Genomic DNA, 23,588 nt, shown 5'->3' with positions numbered 1-23,588 from the left:
CCAAAAGCAATCAAGCAAATACCAAAAAAGTCAATGACGTGGGCCTGCCGGGGCAGCAGCCACCGCATGGCCACGCAGCAATCTGCGCTCCAGCAGCATGCAGGCCTGGTATAGCAGCAGGCCCAGCGCCGCAATCAGCAGCAGCGCGGCAAACATCAAGCTGGTGTCCATCATTCCCTGGGAGGCGATCACCACCGCGCCCAGCCCCTGGCTGGCACCCATGAACTCTGCGACGACGGCGCCCACCAGCGCCAGCACCACGGCCACGCGCAGGCCCGCCAAAATGGCGGGCAACCCCGTGGGCAGCTTGAGCCGCAGCAAGGTCTGCAAGCGGCTGGCCCCCAGCATGCGAAACAGCTGCAGCCGCTGGGCATCGACCTGGCGCAGGCCCGTCAAGGTGTTTTCCATCAGCGGGAAAAAGCAAACCAAGGCCGTGATCAGCACCGTGGGCAGCATGCCAAAGCCAAACCACAGCACAAACAACGGCGCCAGCGCCAGCTTGGGCACCACCTGGCTGACAACCACATAGGGCTTGAGCACCCGCTCCAGCAGCACCGATTCGGCCAAGACCATGCCTACCAGCAGCCCAAAGGAGGCACCCGCTGCCAGCCCCAACAGCACCGCTTGCACGGTAGCCAGCAAGTGCGGCCAAAAGTAGCCGGACGCGAGCCCCGACCACAAGGCCTGCAGCACCGCCGACGGCACCGGCAGCACCAGGGCCGAAACCCCGCCCAAGCGCCCTGCGCTCTCCCAGCCCGCCAGCAGCAGCACCAGCAGCGCGGCGGCCCCCAGCCGGGCTTTCAGGATCGGGTTCATGCGCTGGCCCCATCCATAGCGGCACGCACCTGGGCCGCGTAGGCGTTAAAGGCCGCTCCATGGCGCACGGCCTGCGTGCGGGGCCTGGGCAGGTCAATGGCCATGTCCGCCACCAGGCGCCCGCCATGCATCAGGGCCACCCGGTCTCCCAGGTACACGGCTTCGTTGATGTCGTGGGTGACAAAGAGCACGGTCGTGCCCCGCGCACGGCAGCTGCGCAGCAGCTCGTCTTGCAGCTCGGCGCGGGTGATGGCATCGAGCGCGGCAAAGGGCTCGTCGAGCAGCAGCAAGGCCGGCTCGCGAATCAAGGCCCGCGCCAGCGCCACCCGGCTTTGCTGCCCGCCAGACAGTTGACCGGGTTGCTGTTGGGCCAGCGCCGCCAGCCCCAGCTGGGCCAGCAGTTGCTCGGCCGCCTGGCGGTCCTGCGCCGTCGGCTTGCGCTGCAGCGACAGCGGCAGCAGCACGTTGTCCAGCACCGTCAGCCAGTCCAGCAAGGTGGGCGACTGGAACATCACGCCCAGCTGTGGGCCGGGTGCTGCCAGCGCACCGCCTGCGCGCACAATGCGGCCCGCCTGCGGCTGCAGCAAGCCAGCCACCAGCTGCAGCAAGCTGGTCTTGCCACAACCGCTGCGGCCCAGCAGGCAGTGGAACGCGCCCTGTTCCATCTGCCAACGCACGCCATCCACAACCGGGGCTTGGCCCGGGTAGGCAAAGCTAAGGTCTTCTATATCAATCCATGCCATCGCGCCGCCTTCAGTCTGCGTAGCGCGCCAGCGGCTGCGCAGCGGCCTCGGCTGCGGCATCGATCTCGGTCATCCGCACCAGGTCGAGCAGGCTAAAGCGCCCATCGTGGTGCCAACCGGCTTCGGGCACGCCCATGGCACCCAGCGCGCTGATGCGGGTGACGCCAGCGGCGCCCAGCAGGCCCGCCAAACGGTACAAATCCTCGGGGCCTACCGCCAGGCCTGCGGTCTGCAGGTAGTCGCGCTGGACTGCCACCAAGGGCACAACCTGGTCCAGGCGGTCCACGGCCACCACCACGATGCTGCGGTACAGCGCCGTCGGCGCCAGCGGCTCCAGGCTGTCGCTATAGGCCACGCTCCAGGGCGCATCGGCCGGGCCAATCAGCTGTGGGAGCGCGCCATCATCGGCAGGCGCGCGCCACTCCAGCGACTGCTGCCAGCGCGCCAGGCCGGCGCCCTCTTCCAGATCCAGCGGCCGGCGCGCAAAGCGCTGCTGCAGGTTGGCCAGCTCGGCGGCCAGGTAATCGGCAAAGGCGCGGGGTGAGACGGTAGCGCCCCGCTCTATATAAAACACATGGGGTGAGTAGCAGCCTTGCTGGTCATAGCGCATGACATCCCAGGCCGCCAGCCGGGCGGTGGCTGGGGCTTTGACGGCATCCAGCGCCGCAGCGCCCACCATGCCAAAGCCCAGCTTGTGGCCATGGGGCAAAAAGCGGGTGGTTACCGGCAGCTGCTGGCGCAGCGCGGCCAGGGTCTGGTTGCTGCCGTAAGCCATCACCGTATCGGCCTCGGCGTAGAGCACCTGCGCGCCTTCGGCGCTGTCGCCCGTTTGCGCGCCGCCGGGCCACCAGACCACCGCCAGGCAGTCGGCCAGCGGTGGATGTACTTCTGCCAGCAAGCGCGCAAACCAGCCGGCAAACAGCGGCTCGGCACTGGCCAGCTTGCCCACGCTGGGCGCTTTGACGAGCAGGCCGCAAACCAGACTCCACAGCGACAGCGCAGGCACATTGCCCGCCCAGCTGTGCAGCAGCAGGCCCGGGCCATAGGCGCGCACCGCACCGCCCTTGGCGGCGGGCACAAAGCCGTCCAGCACACCAGGGTTGGCAAAATCCTCGCCGACAAAGCGCCACAGCTGGGGCGCCCGAAAGGTCTTGAACAGGCCGTTGAGCCCCAGGCGCACCATCGCCGCGTCATAGCCGCAGACAAGGGGCAGGCAGGCATCGATCTGGCGGCGATACGGGTCGGCCGGGTCCAGCAGGCGGGCAATGGCGCGGTCAATAGCGGCGACGATCTCAGTCAGCGGCATCGGCTGCAGCTGGCGCTGCGCGGCCGCACGCACGCGCTCGGTGAGGGCCTGCATCTGCGCGCCGCTCAGCACGGGCACCTCGACCTCCAGCCGCTGGCCCGCACGCTCAAACACCAGCACCTGCCAGCGCAGCTGGTTTGCATCGAGGCCCGGCAAGTAGCCGGCCCGTATGCGTTCAGCGGTTTGCGGCATCATGCGCGCGCCGCTTGCACAAACTCGTCAACGGCCAGCGAGCAGCCTTTGGCAGCGGCCCCTTCGGCCCGGCCCAGCAGCAAAAAGCCGCCATCGGCCCACAGGCCCACGTCCTCCGTCAGGATGGTGCTGACGGCGTTGTAGTTGGCCAGGTCGCAGTGCACCAGAATGCCGCGCTCACCCGGCGCCACACTGCGGCCGCTGACGGGCTCCACCAGGCGCGAGCGAATCCAGTGCGGCCCCGATTTGACGGATGGCAGGGTGGCATTGCCGTTGTCGTAGAACTGGGTGCTCAGCTCCGTCATGCCATACATGTTGATGCACAGCTCGGGCGGCACGCCCAGCAGCTCGGTCAGGCCGGCATAAAAGTCGGCCAGCGGCAGCTCGCGCGACTGGCCCTTGTAGCCGCCGGTATCCAAGATGCGGCTGCCCGCTGGCAGCGCAAAGCGGCGGCCCTGGGCGCGCAGCGCATCCATCACGTGCACAAGGCTAAAGCTGGCGCCCAGCAGCGCATAGGGCTCGCCCTTGCGCTCGGCCGCTTCCAGCACGGCGCAGAGCCCGTCCATATCCAGGCCCTCCGGCCCCAGAAAATAACGGCTCTCCGGTGTACCAAAGCTCGACTTGGCCAGCGCCAGGTAATGCGCCAGCGACGAGTTGGGCATAGCCGCTTCATCGGGGAACAAGATGCCCATCGGCATGCGCGCGGTGCCCTGCATAAAACGGGTGGCGAAATGCTGCTGCATCGACAGGTCATAGACCTGCAAGGCCGGATGAAAATGCCGGCCCCGTGCCGCGCGGCCGGTGGTGCCGCTGGTCATAAACACACGCTCGGTGGGCGACGGTGGCTCGCTGCGCAGCTCCAGCGCCTTGAAGGCATCGATGGGCACGGCGGGAATATCGCTCCAGGTCTTGACCGTGCGCGGGCTGGCGCCGCGCCGCTGGCAAAAGCTGCGGAACGGTGTGTTGGCGGCGTATTGGTAGGCAAAAAGACGCAGCGCGAGCTGGTCAAACTGGTCATCGGTGCAGCCATCCATTGCGATGAATGCAAGCAGGTCTGCGACCAGCGTATCGGCCTTGTCCATGGAATTCCTTCGAGAGCGGTGAGGTCATGCTCCGAAGGCTCCCCCCATGCGCGCAAGGCGCCCCTGGCAGGGAGTTGGCTCTTCTTCCGCCGGAATGACCCGGTTCAAGTTCTCGGGTGTAGATCTCAGCACTGGCGTGCACCCCGGAGCAGGCGCCATCTTAACCGAGCAGGGCCAGAGCAAGGGTGTGCAAGCCGCCAAGCCTAGGTCTTCACCACGGTCAATCCAGCCACCGCAGCCCAGCCCAAACCAGGGAAAACACCAGGGCCACCGCGATGGTGCAAAGCGCGCTTCACGCAGTCGCGCATGCACCAAGCCAAGGCATTTATTGGCGATTTCTGCACCATATCCAGGCAGCGCGATATGCACGTAACCCATTGTGGTGCTTTGCAAATTTTCTGCGCCATGTCAAAGCACGCATGCTGGAAATCACCTAGCCCCAAACCCTTCCCATTGGCGATTCAGTCTGTTAACTTATGTCCTGTCGACAGACGACTGTCGCTAGACGACACAAATTAACGAGGACAAAAATGCTTGCAATGGCTGATGCCGAAGTCCACTCCGGCTCCAAGAATGCGCACACCGAGAGCGAACAGCAGGTTCGCGAAGACCTGGCCGCCGCCTACCGCCTGATGGCCCATTTCGGGATGGATGACAGCATCTACACGCACATCTCGGCGCGGGTGCCCGGCCGCAATGACCAGTTCCTCATCAACCCCTTTGGTACCTTGTTCAAGGACATCACCGCCAGCTCGCTGGTCAAGATCGACGCCGAGGGCCGCATCGTGGAGGACACGCCCTACCAGGTGAACCCTGCGGGCTTCGTCATCCACAGTGCCGTGCATGCCGCCCGGCACGATGCCGCCTGCGTGGTGCACTCGCATACCGAAGCCGGCGTCGCCGTCTCGTCCCTGCAATGCGGCCTGCAGCCCAGCAACCAATGGGCGCTGCAGTTCTACAACCGCGTGGCCTACCACACGTTTGAAGGCATCGCTTTGGATCTGCATGAGCGCGAACGCCTGGTCGCCGACCTGGGCAGCAGCGCCAAGGCCATGGTGCTGCGCAACCACGGCCTGCTCACCTTGGGCAGCAGCGTGGCCGAGGCTTTCATTCTTATGCTCAACCTGGACCGCGCCTGCCGCGTGCAGCTGGCCATCCAATCCAGCGGCCAGGCCATCAACCCCGTGCCGCCCGAGGTCTGCGAGCTGACTGCCCGCCAGTACGAGAGCGGCGACACCGATGTGATGCCCGGCCAGCCCAAGCGTGCCGACCCGCATGAGCGCGAATGGCAAGGCCTGCTGGGCTTTTTGCAGCCCCCGGGCCGCAGCCACTACCGCGACTGAAGACCTCTCGACCCTTGCATGCCGCCGCCTTGCGGCCCCACCGCCGCAGGCCCGCCCGGGCCAGGCACCCCTCGATACCACGACAGGAAGCAACCATGATCAATCGGCGTGAACTCATCTCCTACAGCCTGGCGGGAGCCGGCCTCAGCATTGCGGGCGTGCCCATGGCGGCCTTGGCGCAGCAAACCAAGGGAACGATCAATGTGATGGTGCAGCCCGAGCCCTCGGGCCTGATGCTGGGCATTGTGCAAAACGGCCCCACCCAGCTGGTCTCCGGCTATATCTACGAAGGCCTGCTGCGCTACGACGAAAAGCTGGTGCCCCATGGCCTGCTCGCCACCGCCTGGAGCCGCTCCGACGATGGCCTGACCTACACCTTCAAGCTCAAGTCCGGCGTGAAATGGCACGACGGCAAGCCCTTCTCCGCCGATGACGTGGTGTTCTCGGTCGACAAGTTTCTGCGCAAGACCCATGCCCGCCTGCGCGCATCCTTGGAGCCGCTGGAGAGCGTGCGCGCCATCGATGCACAGACGGTGGAGTTCAAGCTCAAGTACCCGTTTGGCCCCTTCATCAGCCTGTTTGACACCGGCTCGATGCCGATGATCCCCAAGCACATCTACGAAAACACCGACTTCGCCACCAACCCGGCCAATGCCAAGCCCATCGGCACGGGCCCCTTCAAGTACAAGGAATGGGTGCGGGGTTCCTACATCCAATTGGTGGCCAATGAGCTGTACCACACCAAGGGCGAGCCCATGGTGGAGAACCTGTACTTCCACATCATCCCGGATGCGGCCTCGCGCGCAGCGGCGTTTGAATCGGGCAAGGTCGATGTGGTGCCGGGCGGCGCGGTCGAGTTCTTCGATGTGGCGCGCCTGGCCAAGCTGCCCGGTGCAGCGGTCACCACCAAGGGCTGGGAGTTCTATTCGCCCCATTCCTGGCTGGTGCTCAACAACCGCAAGGCGCCCTTTGACAACCCCAAGTTCCGCCAAGCCGTCATGTATGCGATGGACCGCGAAGCCATGGTCAAGGTCGCCTGGCAGGGCTTTGCCAAAACAGCATCAGGCCCCTTCAACCAGCATGTGAAGTTCGCCTCCGACGATGTCACCAAGTACCCGCGTGATCTGAACAAGGCCAAGGCCTTGCTCAAGGAAGCCGGCTACAAGGGCGAGACCGTCAAGCTGCTGCCCCTGCCCTATGGCGAATCCTGGCAGCGCCTGGCCGAGATGATCCGCCAGAACCTGATCCAGGCCGGCATCAAGGTGGAGACCACCGGCACCGATGTGGCCGGCTGGAACCAGCGCACCGCCGAATGGGATTTCGACATGGCCATCATCTATGTCTACCAGTACCCCGATCCTGCGCTGGGCGTGGCCCGTACCTACACCAGCCACACGATTGCCAAGGGCTCGCCGTTCAACAACATCGAAGGCTATGTCAACCCCAAGGTGGATGCGCTGTTTGACGCCGGTGCCAAGGCCCTGACCGATGCCGACCGCGCCAAGGCCTATGCCGAAGTGCAGAAGATCCTGACCGAGGAGGTGCCGGTGGCCTGGTTGCATGAGATCAACTTCCCCACGCTCTACCGCACCAAGATCAAGAACCCAATCAGCTCCGGCGTGGGTTTGAACGACAGCTTGAGCCGTGCCTCGATAGGCTAAAGCGGTCGCTACCCGCTGCGGCCAGGCGCCGCAGCATGGTTTTCTTCTTTGCTGATGTCTGCACGCTGCCAGCCCCCGCTGGCGCGTGCGGCATGGCAACGCTTTTGTCTCGCTCCAAGGTCTCCCCGCTATGAACCGCCTCCGCTACATGTCCGTCCGGGTGCTCCAGGGTCTGCTGGTACTCATGTGCATAGCCACCGTCAATTTCATGCTGATCCGCGCAGCGCCCGGCGACCCGGTCGCAGTGATCGCCGGTGAAGCCGGCGCCTCCGACCCGCAGTTTGTCGCCCAGCTGCGCGAGCAGTTTGGCCTGGACAAGCCCGTTACCACCCAGCTGGCCAACTACCTGGGCCACATCACCCAGCTGGACCTGGGCTTTTCTTACCGCCAGCAGCGCCCGGTGCTGGACCTGATTACCGAGCGCCTGCCCGCCACCTTGCTGCTCACCGGCAGCGCCTTTGTCATGTCACTGATCTTTGGCGTGGCCTTGGGGGCGACGGCCAGCCGCCATGTTGGCAAATGGGTGGACAGCGCCATCACCTTTGTGGCGCTGGTGTTCTATGCCACGCCGCTGTACTGGCTGGCGATGATGGCGGTGCTGGTGTTCTCGGTGCAGCTGAGCTGGCTGCCCGGTTTTGGCTACTTCACCGTGGGGAGTGACGCCACCGGCTTTGCCCGCGCCTGGGACATTGCCCAGCATCTGGTGCTGCCCTCGCTCACCCTGGCGCTCTTTTATATGGCGGTCTATGCCCGCATGACCCGGGCCTCCATGCTTGAAGTCGCGCAGATGGACTTTGTCAAAACCGCCCGCGCCAAGGGTGTACGCATGGGGCGCATCCAGCGCCAGCACATTTTGCGCAATGCCTTGCTGCCCATCGTCACCCTGGCGGGCATCCAGGCCGGTGGCCTGATCGGCGGCGCGGTGCTGACCGAGACCGTGTTTGCCTGGCCCGGCATTGGCCGCCTGATGTTTGATGCCCTGCTGCAGCGCGACTACAACCTGCTGCTGGGCTGCTTCCTGGTCGCAGCCGCCGTGGCGGTGCTGTTCAACCTGATCACTGATTTTGTCTACACCCTGGTCGATCCCCGGATCGAGCTGGGCTGAACCGGAGCCCGACGATGACTGCACTCTCTGAGCCGGCCCTGGCGGCCGCAACGCCCCAAGCCAAGAACAAGCACCGCTCGACCTTCTGGAGCCGCTTTTGCCGCAACCGTGGTGCCCTCTTGGGCCTGGCTATCTTGCTGCTGGTGGCATTGCTGGTCTGCTTTGGCCCGCTGCTGGCCGCCCACAACCCCTGGGACATGGTGGAGCAACCATTTTTGGCACCGATGGAGCGCGCCGGTTTTGCGATGGGCACCGACACCATGGGCCGCGACATTCTCTCGGGCCTGGTGCTGGGCGCCCGCATCTCGCTGCTGATTGCGGTGATCTCGACCCTGGTATCGCTGCTGATTGGCGTGGGCATTGGCGCGGTATCGGGCTACTTTGGCGGCTGGGTCGATGCCACCCTGATGCGCTTTACCGAAATGTTCCAGTCCGTGCCCAGCTTTGCACTGGCCCTGGTGCTGGTGGCGATTTTTGAGCCCTCGGTCAACTCCATCATCGTGGCCATTGCGCTGGTGTCCTGGCCACCCGTGGCGCGCCTGGTGCGCGGCGAATTTTTGACCCTGCGCCAGCGTGACTTTGTCGCTGCCGCCCAGCTGGCGGGCCAAAGCACGCCGCGCATCATCCTGGCGCAGATCCTGCCCAATGCCGCCTCGTCCATCGTCGTGATGGCCTCGCTGATGGTGGCCACTGCCATCTTGCTTGAATCGAGCCTGAGCTTTATGGGGCTGGGCGACCCCAACCTGATGAGCTGGGGCTACATGATCGGCTCGGCCCGCACCGTGCTGCGCCAGGCCTGGTGGATGGCGGTGTTCCCCGGCGTGGCCATTCTGCTCACCGTGCTGGCCTTCAACCTGGTGGGCGAAGGGCTGAACGACGGACTCAATGCGCGCCAGGACGGGAAGACACGATGAACGCCTATTCACACGAAGCCCTGCATATGCTTGCCCAAACCCCCATCGCACCCGCCGCCCCAGCGCCGGTGCTGACCGTGCGCGGTCTGGACATCCGCCTGCCGCTGGGCGCCGACCGGGCCCTGGCCGTCACCCAGGCCAACCTGCAGATCCTGCCCGGCCAAACCCTCTGTGTGGTCGGCGAATCGGGCTCGGGCAAGTCGATGATTGCCAACGCCATCATGGGCCTGCTGCCCCGCCCCAAGGTGGAGCCCGTGGCCGGCGAGATTTTGTTTGACGGCAAAGACCTGCTGACCCTGAGCGAAGACCAGCTGCGCGAGCTGCGCGGCAGCCGCATGGCCATGGTGTTCCAGGAGCCAATGACGGCGCTGAACCCGGTGATGCGCATTGGCGAGCAGATGGCCGAGGCGCTGGACGCCCACCTGCAGCTGCCCGCTGCGGACAAGCGCCGCCGCATCATCGCTGCCCTCACCGATGTGGGCCTGCCCGAGCCCGAGCGCCTGATCGACGCCTACCCGTTTCGCCTCTCGGGCGGCCAGCGCCAGCGCGTGATGATTGCCATCGCGATGCTGCTGGAGCCCAGCTTGCTGATTGCCGACGAGCCCACCACCGCGCTGGATGTGACCACCCAGGCGCAGATCCTGCAGCTGATGCGGGCGCTGCAAAAAAAGCGCGGCATGGCCATGCTCTTTATCACCCACGACTTTGGCGTGGTGGCCGAGATTGCCGACCATGTGGTGGTGATGCAAACCGGAGTGGTGGTGGAAGCCGGCCCGGCCGGCCAGGTGCTGCGCAACCCCCAGCACGCCTACACCAAGAAGCTGCTGGCTGCCATTCCGCACGGCAATGTGCGCGAGACCCAGGCCAGCACCGCGCAACCGGTGCTGCAGGTCAAGGACCTGTGCAAGGTCTACCGCACTGGCGGCGGCTTTTTGCGGCCCGCGCGCGAGGTGGTGGCCGCCGAGCGCATCAGCTTTGACCTGGGCCGTGCCCAGACCCTGGGCGTGGTCGGAGAGTCGGGCTCGGGCAAGTCGTCGCTGGGCCGCTGCATTGTGGGCCTGGCCCCGTTTGACAGCGGCGAGATCCTCTTCAACGGCCAGCGCCTGAGCTCCGGCGCCGCGCTGCGCCGCCAGGCCAAGGGCAAGATCCAGATGGTCTTCCAAGACCCGTATGCATCGCTCAACCCGCGCCACAAAATTGGCTCGGCCATTGCCAGCGGCCCCATTGCCCAAGGTGTCCCTAAAGCCGAGGCCATGCGCCGCACCATGGAGCTGCTGGAGCTGGTGGGCCTGGGCCCGGAGGCGGCCGAGCGCTACCCGCATGAGTTTTCTGGCGGCCAGCGCCAGCGCATCGGCATTGCCCGTGCGCTGGCCCTAGAGCCCTCCTTGTTGGTGGCCGACGAGCCGGTCTCTGCCCTCGATGTTTCCGTGCAGGCCCAGGTGCTCAAGCTGTTTGCCGAGGTGCGCGAGCGCTTTCAGCTCAGCATGGTGTTTATCACCCATGACCTGCGCGTGGCTGGCCAGATGTGCGACCACCTGGCCGTCATGCAACGGGGCCGGATTGTGGAATATGGCCCAACGGCCCAGGTGCTGGGCAACCCGCAGCACGCTTATACCCAGACCTTGATCGACGCCATCCCCTCGCTGGAGCACCACCGCGATGAGGCGGTTGGCGATGCGGCAGAAGGCCAGAGCCGCGTATGACTGCCATGCCCACGACCCTTTCAGAGGCCGCAGCCTCCGCGCCCCGCAGCATTGCCTTTTTGAGCAAAAGCATTGCGATGGACTTTTTGCTGCCCGCCTACCAGGCCCAGTTCCCCGGCAGCCGGCTGCTGCTGGGCGCCGAGCTGCAGGCGTTGCTGGATGCCGGCCAGCACAGCGATATCGAGGTGGCAGTATGCTGGCACCCGCCCGCAGCCCAACTCGCCCAGCTGACCCAAAGCGCTGGCCTGCAGCTGGTGCAATCCATTGCTGCCGGCATTGACCATATCGACACCCAGGCCCTGCCCGCCAGCACCCCCGTGTGCCGCATTGTGGACAGCACCATGGGTTACGGCATGACGGCCTTTGTCAGCTGGGCAGTGATCCACCGCCAGCGCCATATGGACCGCTATGTGGCCCATGCCGCGCAGCGCCAGTGGCGCGAGGAGCCTATCGTTGCGCCCAACCGCCACCGGGTGGGCATCGCAGGGCTGGGCACCTTGGGCCAGGGCTGCGCCCGCGCCCTGCTGGCCATGGGCTACCAGGTGCGCGGCTGGAGCCGCTCGGCCAAGCAGGATCTGCCCGCCGGCCTGGAGGGCTTGCAAACCTTCCACGGCCAGGCGCAAAAGGCGGAGTTTTTGAGCGGCTGCGACACCCTTGTGTGCCTGCTGCCGCTGACCGACGAGACCCAGGGCTTTCTCGATCTGGCCTTGATGCGCCAGCTGCCGCGCGGCGCCCACCTGATCAATGTGGGCCGAGGGGCGCACTTGGTTGAGGCCGATTTGCTGACCGCGCTGGCCGAGGGCCAGATTGGCGCCGCCACGCTAGATACCTTCAGCGCCGAACCCTTGCCGGCCGAGCACCCTTTCTGGCAGGACCAGCGCATTCTGGTCACCCCGCATATCGCCACCCGCACCGATCCGCGCGTGATCGCCCAGCAGACCGCCCACAACTTCAGCCGCATCCGTGCAGGCCAGGCCGCCGAGGTGGCCGTGGACCTGGGGCGCGGCTACTGACGCCCCCGCAAGCTAGAACGCAAGCACCACCCGCCCCCAAGGAGATTTGGACATGAACGCAGCAGACAACACCCAAAAACGCAGCGCGCTGGACGCCCAGGACATTGGCGCCCACCTGCACCCCTACACCAACCTGGCCGCGCACGAGGCTGTGGGCCCGCTGATGATCACGCGGGGCGATGGCATCCATGTGATCGACGAGCAAGGGCGTAAATACATCGAAGGCATGTCGGCGCTGTGGTGCAGCTCGCTGGGCTTTAGCCACCCGCGCCTGGTGCAGGCCGGCATCGATGCGCTCAAGACCTTGCCCTACTACCACACCTTCAACCACCGCTCCAACCCGGCCGTGGCCCAGCTGGCGGACCGGCTGATCCAGCTGGCCCCGGCGCCAATGGCCAAGGTCTTCTTTGCCAACTCGGGCTCGGAAGCCAATGACACGGCCATCAAGATCATCTGGTACTACCACAACGCCATTGGCAAACCCGCCAAGAAAAAGATCCTCTCGCGCCAGCGCGGCTACCACGGCGTAACGGTAGCGGCCGCCAGCCTGACCGGCCTGCCCGCCAACCACCAGGATTTTGACCTGCCGATTGCGCGCATCGGCCATGTGGAATGCCCCCACCACTACCGCTATGCCAACCCGGGCGAGAGCGAGGCCGACTTTGCCACCCGCCTGGCCGATGCGCTGGAGCAGCGCATTCTGCAAGAAGGCCCCGACACCGTGGCCGCCTTCATTGCCGAGCCGGTGATGGGCGCGGGCGGCGTCATCGTGCCGCCCGAAACCTATTTTGAAAAAATACAGGCCGTGCTGCGCAAGTACGAGGTGCTGATGGTGGCTGACGAGGTGATCTGCGGCTTTGGCCGCACCGGCCAGATGTTTGGCTCGCATACCTTTGGCATCCAGCCGGACATTCTCACCTGCGCCAAGGCCCTGTCCTCGGGCTATGTGCCGATCTCGGCCGTGATGGTATCGCCCACCGTCTACGAAGCCATGGCCGCCAACAGCGGCAAGATCGGCACCTTTGGCCACGGCTATACCTACTCGGGCCACCCGGTGGCGGCGGCGGTGGCGCTGGAGACGCTCAAGGTCTATGAGGACGAGCAGATCCTGGCCCATGTCAACCAGCTGAGCCCCATCTTCCAAAGCCGCCTGCGCGGCTACCTGGACCGCGCCTACGTGGGCGAGGCCCGGGGTGTGGGCATGATTGGCGCCATTGAGCTGGTGGCCGACAAGGCCACGCGCCAACCCTTTGACCCCGCCCTGAAGCTGGGCTACCGCCTGGCCCAGTACGCACAGGAAGAAGGCCTGATCGTGCGCGCCATGGGCGACGCTGTGGCGCTGTGCCCGCCGCTGATCATCACCGAGGCCGAGATGGCCGAGATGTTTGCCCGCCTGGACCGCGCGCTGGACAAGCTGCAGGCCACCCTGCCATGAGCGCCACCATGCAAGCCTTCTACAGCCCCGAACAGGCCCTGCACCACCCCAGCCAGTTCATGCGCCTGGGCAAGCTGGTGCCCGCGCCCGATCTGCCCAGCCGTGCCGAAACCTTGGCCGATGCCTTGCAACAGGCGGGCATGGCCGTCAGCACCCCACCCGACCTGGGCCGCGCGCCGCTGGAGGCCGTGCACGCCCCCCACTACCTGGACTACCTGCAAACCGCCTGGCCGCGCTGGCAAGCCATGCTGGCCAGCGGCGCCAATGCCGGCCCCGAGGTGATGGCCAACCTCTCGCCCTACGCGGGCGTGCCCGCCGGCCAGCGCCGCCCGCCCTGCCCATCGCCCGCGCTGGTGCCGCAAACCGGCTACTACCTGGGTGATCTGTCTTGCCCGCTCGGGCCGGATAGCTGGCAGTCCATCCTGCGTTCGGCCCACAGCGCCGTGGCTGCTGCCGATGCGGTGATTGCCGGCGAGCGCATGGCCTATGCGCTGTGCCGCCCCTCGGGCCACCACGCGCACTGGGACCGGGCCAGCGGCTTTTGCTATGTCAACAACAACGCCTGCGCCACTGCGCGCCTGGCCGCGCATTTTGGCCGGGTGGCTGTGCTCGATGTCGATGCCCACCATGGCGATGGCACGCAGAGCATCTTCTACGCCCGGGACGATGTGCTGACGGTCTCTACCCATGCAGAGACCAGCAGCTACTTTCCGTTCTACACCGGCTACGCGCAGGAGCGCGGTGCGGGCGCCGGCGAAGGCTTCAACCTGAACCTGCCGCTGGCCCATGGCAGCGGCAATGCGGAGTTTTTGGCGGCTGTCGATACCGGGTTGGACGCAGTCCGCGCCTTTTCCCCGCAAGCGGTCGTGCTGGCCCTGGGTTTTGACACCTTCAAGGACGACCCGATCAGTGTGCTGAAGGTGGACTTTGACGCCTACCGCGCCGTCGGCCAAAAACTGCGTGCGCTTGGTCTGCCCTTGGTGGTGGTTCAAGAAGGCGGCTACCTGGTCGAAGCCATTGGCCCAGGGCTGCAGGCCTTCCTGGAAGGCCTCCATGGCTGAGCAGGCCGTGCAGCAAAGCAGCCAGATCGGCAGCCCAGAGCCCGAGCCAGCACAGCGCGAGGCCGATGCCGCGCGCCGGCAGCGCCAGGGGCTGGGCCTGTTTCTGGCGGCCCTGCTGTGCTTTGCCTGCTACGACGCCTTTGCCAAGCACATGCTGGCCCAGTTTCCGGCCACGGTGATGAACCTCTCGCGTTACACGGCCGTCGGCGTGCTGGCGCTGTGGGTCATGCACCGGCATGGCGACTGGTCCGCGCTGCGCTGGGGGCGCCTGCGCAGCGGCAAATTACTGCTGCTGCGCAGCCTGATGCTGGCCATTGTGGCCACCTGCTTTATGACGGCGCTGGCGACCATGCCGCTGGCGGAAGCCACAGCGATCTACTTCACTGCGCCGCTGATCATGGTGGCGCTCTCGCCCTGGCTGCTGGGCGAGCGGGTGGGCCGCGTGCAATGGGTGGCGGTGCTGCTGGGCTTTGCCGGCATGCTGCTCATCGTGCGCCCGGGCAATGCGCTGCCGCTGGCCGGCACCGTGCTGATGGCGATCTCGGCCGTCTGCTATGCGCTGTTCCAGGTGCTCACGCGCAAGCTCTCGGGCCTGGTGCCCACGGCGGTGCAGTTTGCCTATATGGCGCTGTTTTGCCTGGTCATCACCAACCTGCCAACTCTCTTCCACCCCATTACCGAATGGCCCGATGCGCCGCACATGGCCTTGCTGCTGGCGGGCGGCTTTGTCAGCGGTGGCGCGCAGTTGCTGCTGCTGCAGGCCTTCCAGCGCGCCTCGGCATCGACCCTGGCGCCGATGAATTATGTACAACTGTTGCTGGCCGTGCTGATCAGCACGTTCTGGTTCCAACGACCGCCAGACAGCCTGGCCCTTTATGGCATGCTGATGATCAGCGCTGCCGGCGTCTACCTTGCATGGCCCCGGCGGCAAAAGCACACCGCTCACCAGGCACCCCGACATGACATCTGAGACCCCAACAAAAACCATCGCCCTGCAGGGCGAGGAGACAGACAACCCCGGCTTTTCGTCGATCCGGGTGCCCGATCTGGTGGAGCTGGTCGAGCGCCAGCTGCTGCAGGCCATTTTTGAAGGCCGGCTGCCACCGGGCTCGCGCATCGTCGAGGCCGAGCTGTCGCGCCAGATGGGCGTGAGCCGCGCCCCGCTGCGCGAAGCGGCCCGCCGCCTGGAGAGCCAGGGCGTCATCGTCTCCACCCCGCGCAAGGGCTTTACCGTGCGCACCTTCAGCCCCAAGGAGATCCAGGACCTGTTCCAGGTGCGCCTGGGGCTGGAAGTGATGGCCGCACGCCTGGCCTGCGAGGTGGCCACCGATGCGCAGCTTGCATCCCTCAAAGCCTATGCCGATGACATGCTGGAGCGCGCACCGACCCTGAGCAATATCGAGCGGGTGACGATGGACTTGGGCATGCACACCGCCATCTCGCGCCTGTCGGGCAATGAATACCTGCAGCGCATCTTTGCCAATATGCAGGCCGAGATCCGCATCTGCCAGGGCTTTATCGAGCGCCAGTACCGCGACCCGGTATTTATCGCGCAGTCGCACTTCCCGGTCGTCGATGCCATCTTGCGCCGCGATGCCGACGCCGCAGAAAAGGCGCTGCGCGTGCATCTGGTCGATGCCCAGGACAAGGCCCATGCCCAGGTGCTGCATGGCGACCAGGCCCCGGACGCGGGTGCTGCCGCCGCGCCCGCGACCGCAGCCAAAGCCAAGCCCGGCGCCACCGCCTCCCCCGTTTCTTCCTCCCGACGAAAACCGCCAAGACCATGAAATTCATCTACAGCCACGAGCACCGCAGCCACGACCCGCAGCAATTCATGGTGCGCGGCCAACTCAAACGCAGCAACGAGCAACCCGAACGCGCCGAGATCCTGCTGCGCTCCGCCCAAAAAGCCGGCCACCAGCCCCTGCTGGTCGAAGACTTTGGCCCCGGCCCGCGCGCCGCCGTCCACACCCCCGAGTACCTGCACTTTCTGCAAACCGCCTGGCAACGCTGGCAGGCGCTGCCCGATGCCTCGCTCGAAGTGCTGCCCAATGTCTTCCCCTTCCCCGGCCAGCCCTTTACCTACCCCGACCACCTGGTCGGCCAAGCCGGCTACCACATGGGTGACTGCGCCTGCAGCATTGGCGAGCACACCTGGCATGCCGCCATCAACTCCGCCCACTGCGCCACCCATGCCGCCGAGCTGGTGCTGCAAGGCGAACAAGCCGCCTACGCGCTGTGCCGCCCACCGGGCCACCACGCCTATGTGGACCGCGCCAACGGCTTTTGCTACCTGAACAACGCCGCCATCGCCGCCCAGCACCTGCGCAGCAAACATGCCCGCATCGCAGTGCTCGACATCGACGTACACCACGGCAACGGCACCCAGGGCATCTTCTGGCGCCGCAACGATGTGCTGACCGTATCGATTCATGCCGATCCGCACTTCTGCACCCCCTTCTTCACCGGCCATGCGCATGAGCGCGGCGAAGGCGAAGGCCTGGGCTACAACCTGAACCTGCCCCAGCCCAAGGGCACCACCACCGACCAGTACCTGCGCGCACTGGAAACCGCCCTCACGTCCATTCGCCACTACGCCCCCGGCGCCCTGGTGCTGGCCCTGGGCCTGGACGCCCACGAACACGACCCCTACAAAGCCCTGGCCATCGACACCCCCGGCTTCGCCCGGATCACCGAGAAAATCGCGCAGCTGGGGCTGCCGACGGTGATCGTGCAGGAAGGTGGGTATTTGAGTGAGGATTTGGGCTTGAACCTGGAGAGTGCGCTGCGGGGGTTTGAGGTGGGGGGGCAGTAGATTTGGGGCGGTGACGAGGCTTCGGCTGCTGTTGTCGATGTGTTGAAGATGAAAGCCGCCTTGGGCGGCTTTCATTATATTTGTGTCGTTGGCGATCGAAATAATCGAAAGTGCCTAGGCAAATTCCTGCATGAGGTTAGCAGCCACGCACAGAAAGTATTGTGGTTTTAGCCAACTCATATGGCTACAGAATGAAAAAACATATAGCATCCTTAATTATTTCAACAATAATAGTATATTAACTACATCATCAGCAACCTAAAGTATTTTACATTCATTCCCAGAGTAATACTATACGCCACCATTCACAATTGAATCGGATTTTTTATTTTAGCACTACAAAACTGATCCTCCTTGAAATTTAGGAGGAGTATGATTTGTTTTCAGAATTGCATCAGAATAATTAGCAAGCCAAATAACTTTTTCTCGAACAGATGGATTTTTACTGTTTTTCAATGAATTAACTGTATTTTTAATAGCATTTCTTAAAATACGGGGATTTCTATTTTTTGTTATACCTATATAATCAATAAAAAACAAACCATCATCCTCCTTTACTACTTCAACAGGAAGTTTTCCATCCGGATATATCAGATCAATAACATCAGGCTTTATAACCACTCTCGGATAACGCGCAGTTTTACTCTCAACATCATACGCATCAATTAACCCAGCACTAAATGTAAAGGTTCCGTTTGTAAAATGCTGATTCACCGCCACGCCTCCGCGGCAGAGCAATTGCTCATCAAGAAGATATCTCTGATATTCCGCAATACTTGTCACGAACTGTACAAATTTCGATGCTTCATATGGTCTAGAAATAACAATTGAATCAGAAAATTGAATTATTCTTAGAGTCGAATCTGGCTCAAAAATATCTGAACACTTTTGATGACAACGCAGAAGTTTATCAAGATATTTCCCCGATCCTACGCGGACTTCTTCGTCCACCATGGCTTTGAATCCTAGGATATCGAGAAAAGCCACAAAATGTATTTTTGTAGAGGTATTCAAGGTTTTTGAACATCAAACTTGTTAATGATTTCCGAAATAGATTTAAAAAGAGTCTTATAGCTTGTCATTCTTTTTTGTGCGCCACTCCAATTATTACCCTTCCAAGGCTTATGACTTTTAGTAATTAGCGCAGTATCTGCTTGATCAATATTAAACACTGCCTTGCCAAGCTCTTGCATGAGTGGAGCAAGCTGATTGAAATCCGGAATTTCAACCGAAATAGAATTTTTGGCTACTTTGTTTTTTTGCGTTGGCAAATACAAAGATTCACTAGATAGATCTTCAGAGTAAATCGGTTTGAGTTTTTTATCAATTTCTATAGGCAACCGCTCCATCCAAAGTTTAAAACCTGGTTTCGCTTCACCAGCATATTTTTTAAAAGCTTGGACAACTGCACCTAAAAATGCAGGCTTTCCTGCACGAATGGGAATATCTAGAGATTGATATTGAGAAATTACTTGTTGATGCTCTTTCATCCAACGCTGCAAAATATGCGAGAGCGTTCCAATAGCTTGCACATTAAAGCGATCTGGTGCAACTGGTATAAAAAAACCATCACACACAAGAAAAAAGGCCCTAGTCAATGCACCCGAACTTGGCCCAACATCTATAAATATATAGTCGAATTTTTCTTTTTCTGCAAGCCGTACAAGAAAATCGCCAATGGCTACATATGTCCTCATAAGATTTGTTCTCATGCTCATCCTTTGAACATGAGCTTCCGCCAAGTCATCTTCGATCGAACTTAAGTCAACCGACCCTCTAATTAAGTGCAAATTGAGATGCACCTCTACTGTTTTTATTTTTGCGATATCAATGAATGCGGCATCGCCCTTAATTCTTTGATTCAAAGCATCTAGAATGCTAGTTCCCGGTAACTCACCGACTTTATGACTGGCTGATTTCTCTGCAGCTGCATCTAGATTTCTTATAGTTCGAGCCAACGCAATTTCAGTAAGATTACACTGTGGATCCGCATCAACCATAAGCACTTTCTTGCCGGAATTTGCCAGGTATGTTGCAATATTAAAAGTCGTCGTAGTTTTAGATACGCCACCTTTATGATTATACAAAGTAATAATTTTCAAAAGGTTACTCCTTACTTTATTTAAGACAGATTAACTCACAAATAAACCAACATCATCAAAAATACCCAATAATATCTTAGCACAAATACTCAATCCAATGCAAGCCCGGCATAAAACGATAATTGTGGAATTGACCACTGATAAGGCAATTTCACATATATTGTTTATGCGTGCAATACGGTTCTAACCGAAAGACTGGCAGGGACTGAACCATTCAAAGCCGCAACCAATTTCGGCAACATCATGTTGCCAGCATCGCATGAAGTCATCTATGATAATTTATAAGAATTTAGCGCTTGCTGCCATTATTTCTTTCTCACAAGCTACAGCCTTCGCATGCAGTTACGTAAGTACAGTGGATATTTTTCATGAAAAAAGCAAAGCCACGTCATCTGAAACCAAAAATAAGAAATTGCAGGATCGGTTTCAATTCACTTTAAATAAATTTCCCGCAATTGGTAGTCTGTCCATTGAAGAGAACGCCTATGCGCCGGATCTTGAGGATGCCAATGCATTAGCCTAAAAGCGGGGCGAAACATTGATGCATTCACTTTCTCCAAAACTTCCCTCCGACACCCCCACATGAATCTCATCCTACTGACATCCCAAGCCCAAGCTGGATGTTCTTCCAACCACAGATGTGGTATTCATTGATATAACGCCGGACGTCGAGAAACTGAAACTTCCGCCTTGTTCGCCCGTGCCGATTGTACGTTGATCGAACCGCGTCAGAACCGTCCAGGAACGGTATCTGGCGTGTGAGGGGGACAGCTTGACGATCTATATAGAACACCGAAATGGCCAATCCCCCCTAAGCGCAGGGGACTGGCCGGTTTGCTTTGGCGCATATGTGGGTAGAGCTGAGCGCATGAATTATCGCGGCAACTAGGCGGCTGCAATCGAAATGGCATCGACTCCTGTTCTGTGCTGCCGCAGCAGCTCTTGTCCTTAAGTTGGCATGGATCAGTCCGAGCACCTGCAAGCCTAGATGGTCGTTTTCATAGAACTGATTGAGAGCATGGTCGACGCCCGAGGCATCTATCGCAATCCAAAACCCATCAAACAAGCGATCAGCTATTCTTCCCAACAATTTAGAAAACACGGCCAATTGTAAAGACCCCAAAAATAGTGAATCCACCTTTCGCTCTGCTGCGTACACCGCAAGTAGCAAGAGTCGACGTCATCAGTCTCCACTGACCAGGCTTTTGTGCTGAGCTGCTTCTTGCTGCACCGTGTGTCGTCTAGCGACGGCGCATTCCTGTGTAGGTAGGCGCGTTACGCGCAACTCGAAAGGAAATCACATGTCTGACGAATCAGTGTTGATAGGTGTATTGCAACAGCGGGCCAAGAAATTGGAAGACCGGCGTCAATTCTTCAGAAAGACGGGAGGCGTAGCGGCAGGTATGGCGGGCGGTGCGATTTTGACGGCTTGCGGAGGTGGTGGCAGTGATGCCAACGCCCAGGCCAACGGCCCGACGGATGTGGAGATTCTGAACTTTGCGCTGAACCTGGAGTATCTGGAATCGCAGTTCTACCACTATGCGGTGTTCGGCACGGGGCTGCCCGCCAATATGCAGTCAGGTGCAGGCACGCAGGGCGGCATCACGGGTGGGCGGGCGGTGGCGTTCAAGGATCCTGTCGTCGCGCAGTACGCCAAGGAGATCGCCCAGGACGAAATCGCCCACGTGGCCTTTTTGCGCAAGGCGCTGGGGTCGGCAGCGGTGGCGCAGCCGCAGATCGATATAGGGGGCACGGACCCAAACGGCGCCTTCTCGGTGGCGGCGCGCGCAGCCGGGTTGGTGGGTGCGGGCGTGGCCTTCGATCCCTATGCCAGTGACGAGAACTTTCTGCTGGGTGCCTTTATCTTTGAGGACGTGGGCGTTACCGCCTACAAGGGCGCATCGCCGCTGATCACCAACAAAACCTACCTGGAGGCCGCTGCCGGCATTCTGGCTGCCGAGGCCTACCACGCTGGTCTGGTGCGCACGGTGCTGTACGCCAAGGGCCTCGCCACGCCTGCGCTGCGCTCGGCTGCCGGCGCCATCTCGGATGCGCGCGACAGCCTTGATGGCTCTTCTGATGTGGACCAGGGCATCACCGGGGATGACAGCAGCTCGAACATCGTGCCCTTGGATGCTGACGGCATCGCCTACAGCCGCTCGCCAGGCGATGTGCTGAACATCGTCTACCTGACCAAGGACTCTGCCACCAAGGGCGGCTTCTTCCCGGCCGGCGTGAATGGCGCGCTGGTGATGAGCACGGCCTACGCTTAAGGCGTATCTCCATCCTGCCCCGCACCGGGGCAGGATTTCCACATGGCGGGCCCGAGACAGCTGTACCTCTGCCAAGGAGTTGCGATGAAGTCCTTTTTGCCTCAATCCCCTGAAGCAGGCGCCCCCAGCAAGACGCGGCGCTTGAAACCTGCCACCTTGGTGCGCCGTTGTGTGGGGAGCTTGATCGTGCTGGCGGGCCTTGCGATCGTCACCGGTGATCTGCTGGCGATGTTAAACGGCGGCGACATCGCTACGCTGCCAGCTGCAACCACCCCCTCGCCCGCGCTGTACCAGGCACCCACCGCCAGATAAGAGCGTCTATGCCGCCACCCGCCTTCACCACACAAAGCGCCCTGATCCACCCAGCGTGCGGATCACAGCCGGAGTGCACCGACGCCATGGAACCAGACAACGGAAAGCTAGGCGCGCCCAGCCTGCCACAGGTGCACCGCAGCATTGCCGTGCCGCAGGGCACCGGCCGTTCAGCCAACGCAAGGCGCATGCTGGCATTTGCTGGGCCCGGCTATTTGGTGGCAGTCGGGTATATGGATCCCGGCAACTGGGCCACCTCGATTGCGGGCGGTTCGCAGTTTGGCTACTCGTTGTTGGCGGTGATCTTTGCATCCAACCTGATGGCCATGCTGTTCCAGGCGGCAGCGGTGCGGCTGGGCTTGGCCAGCGGGCGCGACCTGGCCCAGGCCTGCCGCGACCAGTTTCCGCCGCGCATCAACCTGATGCTCTGGTTCTTTTGCGAGGTCGCCATCGTGGCCTGCAACCTGGCCGAGGTGCTCGGCATGGCCATCGGCCTGAACCTCTTGTTTGGCCTGCCACTGATCGTTGGCGTCTGCATCACCGTGGTGGATGTGATGCTCATCCTTGCACTGCAAAGCCGGGGGTTTCGCGCGTTGGAGTCGGTCGTCATCGGGCTGGTGGCCTTGATCGGCATCTGTTTCGGCGCCCAGCTGGTGTGGCTGCACCCTCCGCTGGCCACAGTGCTATCGGGGTTCATTCCGCGCTCCGAGATCGTGACGAATCCGGAGATGCTCTACCTGGCTGTGGGCATCGTCGGCGCGACGGTCATGCCGCACAACCTGTATCTGCATTCCGCCATCGTGCAGACGCGTGAACACCGCAAGACGCTGGAAGGCACGCGCCAAGCCATCCGATTCGCCACCATCGACTCCACCGTTGCACTGGGTTTGGCGCTGTTTGTCAATGCCGCCATCCTGGTCGTGGCGGCAGGTGCTTTTAACCGTCCGGGCACACCCCCAGTCACCGAGCTGTCAGAGGCCTACCATTTGCTGTCGCCCGTCTTGGGCGTCGGGATCGCCAGCGCAGTGTTTGGCACCGCGCTGCTTGCGTCGGGCCTCAGCTCGTCGGTGACGGGCACTTTGGCGGGCCAGATCGTGATGGAAGGCTTCTTGCAGATTCGGCTGTCGCCCACGATGCGGGCGCTGCTGACGCGGCTTATCGCCATCGTGCCCGCCGTCATCGCCACTGCCTGGTATGGCAGCGAAGGCGCCACTGCGCTGCTGGTGTTTAGCCAAGTGGTGCTCAGCATGCAGCTGCCCTTTGCCATCGTGCCGCTGCTGATGTTCACCACCCGCCGCCATGCCCTGGGGGCGCTGACCTTTGGCCGACCCATGTCCATCGTCTTGTGGAGCTGCGCCGCCGTCGTTGTGTCGCTGAACCTGTGGATGCTGCACAGGCTTTTATTTGCCTGAAAGAAACCAGCTACGCTTAAACAGCTGCATGGCATCGCTCCCTGGTCATCCCCCCGAACTCCGGCGTTCCAAGAATGGGGACCAGGCGGCCAGGGCCAGTTGCCCCAGAACTTGGGCAGAGGGTGCGCTGTGGTGCTGCTGATCACGGCCTTGTCGGCTTTGTTGCGGTTATGGTTAGGTGGCGCCCGCCACCTGGCCACACGCCACACGCCACACGCGAGCAACCTAGGCCAAGCCTGCCCTATCACGGTCCAGCAGACCGTCGATCAAAGCGCTGAGCGCCGGCTGCAGATGGCGCCG

At 62.0% G+C, this 23,588-nt stretch carries 21 protein-coding genes and 1 riboswitch; of the genes, 15 read left to right on the top strand and 6 right to left on the bottom strand.

From position 1 onward, the window contains the following. Positions 1-30: 30 nt before the first annotated feature. The 4 genes from M2375_RS03725 to M2375_RS03710 are packed head-to-tail and all read right to left on the bottom strand — an operon-like array spanning position 31 to position 4,139. Complete coding sequence (locus M2375_RS03725; protein WP_259164044.1) at positions 31-816, bottom strand: ABC transporter permease; 786 nt, start codon at positions 814-816, stop codon at positions 31-33. Further along, the gene (locus tag M2375_RS03720) at positions 813-1,559 is read right to left on the bottom strand and encodes an ABC transporter ATP-binding protein (protein WP_259164042.1); all 747 of its coding nucleotides are present in this window, start codon (positions 1,557-1,559) and stop codon (positions 813-815) included. The genes M2375_RS03725 and M2375_RS03720 overlap by 4 nt, the downstream gene beginning before the upstream one ends. 10 nt (positions 1,560-1,569) lie before the next feature. Next, the gene (locus tag M2375_RS03715; protein ID WP_259164041.1) at positions 1,570-3,060 is read right to left on the bottom strand and encodes an acyl-CoA reductase; all 1,491 of its coding nucleotides are present in this window, start codon (positions 3,058-3,060) and stop codon (positions 1,570-1,572) included. After that, entirely contained in the window at positions 3,057-4,139 is a 1,083-nt protein-coding gene (locus tag M2375_RS03710; protein ID WP_259164040.1) for a long-chain fatty acid--CoA ligase, read from the bottom strand. The genes M2375_RS03715 and M2375_RS03710 overlap by 4 nt, the downstream gene beginning before the upstream one ends. A 64-nt stretch (positions 4,140-4,203) precedes the next feature. Next, a riboswitch (TPP riboswitch) is annotated at positions 4,204-4,295 on the bottom strand. 374 nt (positions 4,296-4,669) lie between these two features. Here M2375_RS03710 and M2375_RS03705 point away from each other — a divergent pair. The 11 genes from M2375_RS03705 (at position 4,670) to M2375_RS03655 (ending at position 17,189) form a co-directional block, all read left to right on the top strand. Beyond that, complete coding sequence (locus tag M2375_RS03705) at positions 4,670-5,482, top strand: class II aldolase/adducin family protein (protein WP_259164039.1); 813 nt, start codon at positions 4,670-4,672, stop codon at positions 5,480-5,482. Between the two features lie 98 nt (positions 5,483-5,580). After that, entirely contained in the window at positions 5,581-7,143 is a 1,563-nt protein-coding gene (locus tag M2375_RS03700; protein ID WP_404979280.1) for an ABC transporter substrate-binding protein, read from the top strand. Positions 7,144-7,273: 130 nt separating this feature from the next. Then, positions 7,274-8,248, top strand: a complete 975-nt coding sequence (locus M2375_RS03695) for an ABC transporter permease (protein WP_259164037.1) — start codon at positions 7,274-7,276, stop codon at positions 8,246-8,248. A gap of 14 nt (positions 8,249-8,262) precedes the next feature. Beyond that, entirely contained in the window at positions 8,263-9,162 is a 900-nt protein-coding gene (locus M2375_RS03690; RefSeq protein WP_259164036.1) for an ABC transporter permease, read from the top strand. 26 nt (positions 9,163-9,188) lie between these two features. After that, the gene (locus tag M2375_RS03685) at positions 9,189-10,865 is read left to right on the top strand and encodes an ABC transporter ATP-binding protein (RefSeq protein WP_259164764.1); all 1,677 of its coding nucleotides are present in this window, start codon (positions 9,189-9,191) and stop codon (positions 10,863-10,865) included. 5 nt (positions 10,866-10,870) lie between these two features. Further along, positions 10,871-11,878, top strand: coding sequence for a glyoxylate/hydroxypyruvate reductase A (locus M2375_RS03680; RefSeq protein WP_259164034.1), 1,008 nt, complete (start codon positions 10,871-10,873; stop codon positions 11,876-11,878). Between the two features lie 52 nt (positions 11,879-11,930). Beyond that, positions 11,931-13,313 (top strand): aspartate aminotransferase family protein, encoded by a 1,383-nt coding sequence (locus M2375_RS03675; protein ID WP_259164032.1) that lies wholly within the window; start codon positions 11,931-11,933, stop codon positions 13,311-13,313. A gap of 8 nt (positions 13,314-13,321) precedes the next feature. Further along, positions 13,322-14,374, top strand: a complete 1,053-nt coding sequence (locus tag M2375_RS03670; protein WP_259164761.1) for a histone deacetylase family protein — start codon at positions 13,322-13,324, stop codon at positions 14,372-14,374. Beyond that, a complete protein-coding gene (locus tag M2375_RS03665) occupies positions 14,367-15,344 on the top strand; it encodes a DMT family transporter (RefSeq protein ID WP_259164031.1) in 978 nt (325 codons plus the stop codon). Before M2375_RS03670 ends, M2375_RS03665 begins: the two co-directional genes overlap by 8 nt. Further along, complete coding sequence (locus M2375_RS03660) at positions 15,334-16,161, top strand: GntR family transcriptional regulator (protein ID WP_259164030.1); 828 nt, start codon at positions 15,334-15,336, stop codon at positions 16,159-16,161. Before M2375_RS03665 ends, M2375_RS03660 begins: the two co-directional genes overlap by 11 nt. Next, a complete protein-coding gene (locus M2375_RS03655; protein WP_259164029.1) occupies positions 16,158-17,189 on the top strand; it encodes a histone deacetylase family protein in 1,032 nt (343 codons plus the stop codon). The genes M2375_RS03660 and M2375_RS03655 overlap by 4 nt, the downstream gene beginning before the upstream one ends. Positions 17,190-17,525: 336 nt before the next feature. Here M2375_RS03655 and M2375_RS03650 read toward each other — a convergent pair whose 3' ends face one another. Together M2375_RS03650 and M2375_RS03645 are read right to left on the bottom strand one after the other, a co-directional pair. After that, positions 17,526-18,203, bottom strand: a complete 678-nt coding sequence (locus M2375_RS03650; RefSeq protein ID WP_259164028.1) for a hypothetical protein — start codon at positions 18,201-18,203, stop codon at positions 17,526-17,528. Continuing rightward, positions 18,200-19,291: a ParA family protein gene (locus tag M2375_RS03645; protein ID WP_259164026.1), complete on the bottom strand. Its 1,092-nt coding sequence runs from the start codon at positions 19,289-19,291 to the stop codon at positions 18,200-18,202. Before M2375_RS03645 ends, M2375_RS03650 begins: the two co-directional genes overlap by 4 nt. A gap of 259 nt (positions 19,292-19,550) precedes the next feature. On the opposite strand from M2375_RS03645, the gene M2375_RS03640 reads away from it, so the two are divergent. The 4 genes from M2375_RS03640 to M2375_RS03625 all read left to right on the top strand — a co-directional run bounded on the left by M2375_RS03640 (position 19,551) and on the right by M2375_RS03625 (position 23,288). Next, positions 19,551-19,814 (top strand): hypothetical protein, encoded by a 264-nt coding sequence (locus M2375_RS03640; protein ID WP_259164023.1) that lies wholly within the window; start codon positions 19,551-19,553, stop codon positions 19,812-19,814. 778 nt (positions 19,815-20,592) lie between these two features. Next, positions 20,593-21,564 carry a ferritin-like domain-containing protein gene (locus M2375_RS03635; RefSeq protein WP_259164022.1) on the top strand — a complete coding sequence of 324 codons (972 nt, stop codon included), beginning with the start codon at positions 20,593-20,595 and terminating at the stop codon, positions 21,562-21,564. Positions 21,565-21,648: 84 nt separating this feature from the next. Beyond that, positions 21,649-21,876, top strand: a complete 228-nt coding sequence (locus tag M2375_RS03630; RefSeq protein WP_259164021.1) for a hypothetical protein — start codon at positions 21,649-21,651, stop codon at positions 21,874-21,876. A gap of 86 nt (positions 21,877-21,962) precedes the next feature. Further along, on the top strand, positions 21,963-23,288 hold the full coding sequence (locus tag M2375_RS03625; protein ID WP_259164020.1) for an Nramp family divalent metal transporter: 1,326 nt from the start codon (positions 21,963-21,965) through the stop codon (positions 23,286-23,288). Positions 23,289-23,588: the final 300 nt, after the last annotated feature.

The organism is Comamonas sp. BIGb0152 (assembly GCF_024809975.1).
Lineage (GTDB): Bacteria > Pseudomonadota > Gammaproteobacteria > Burkholderiales > Burkholderiaceae_C > Comamonas.
The sequence above is the reverse complement of the archived record's forward strand: the minus strand, read 5'-3'. Positions and strand labels throughout refer to the sequence as shown.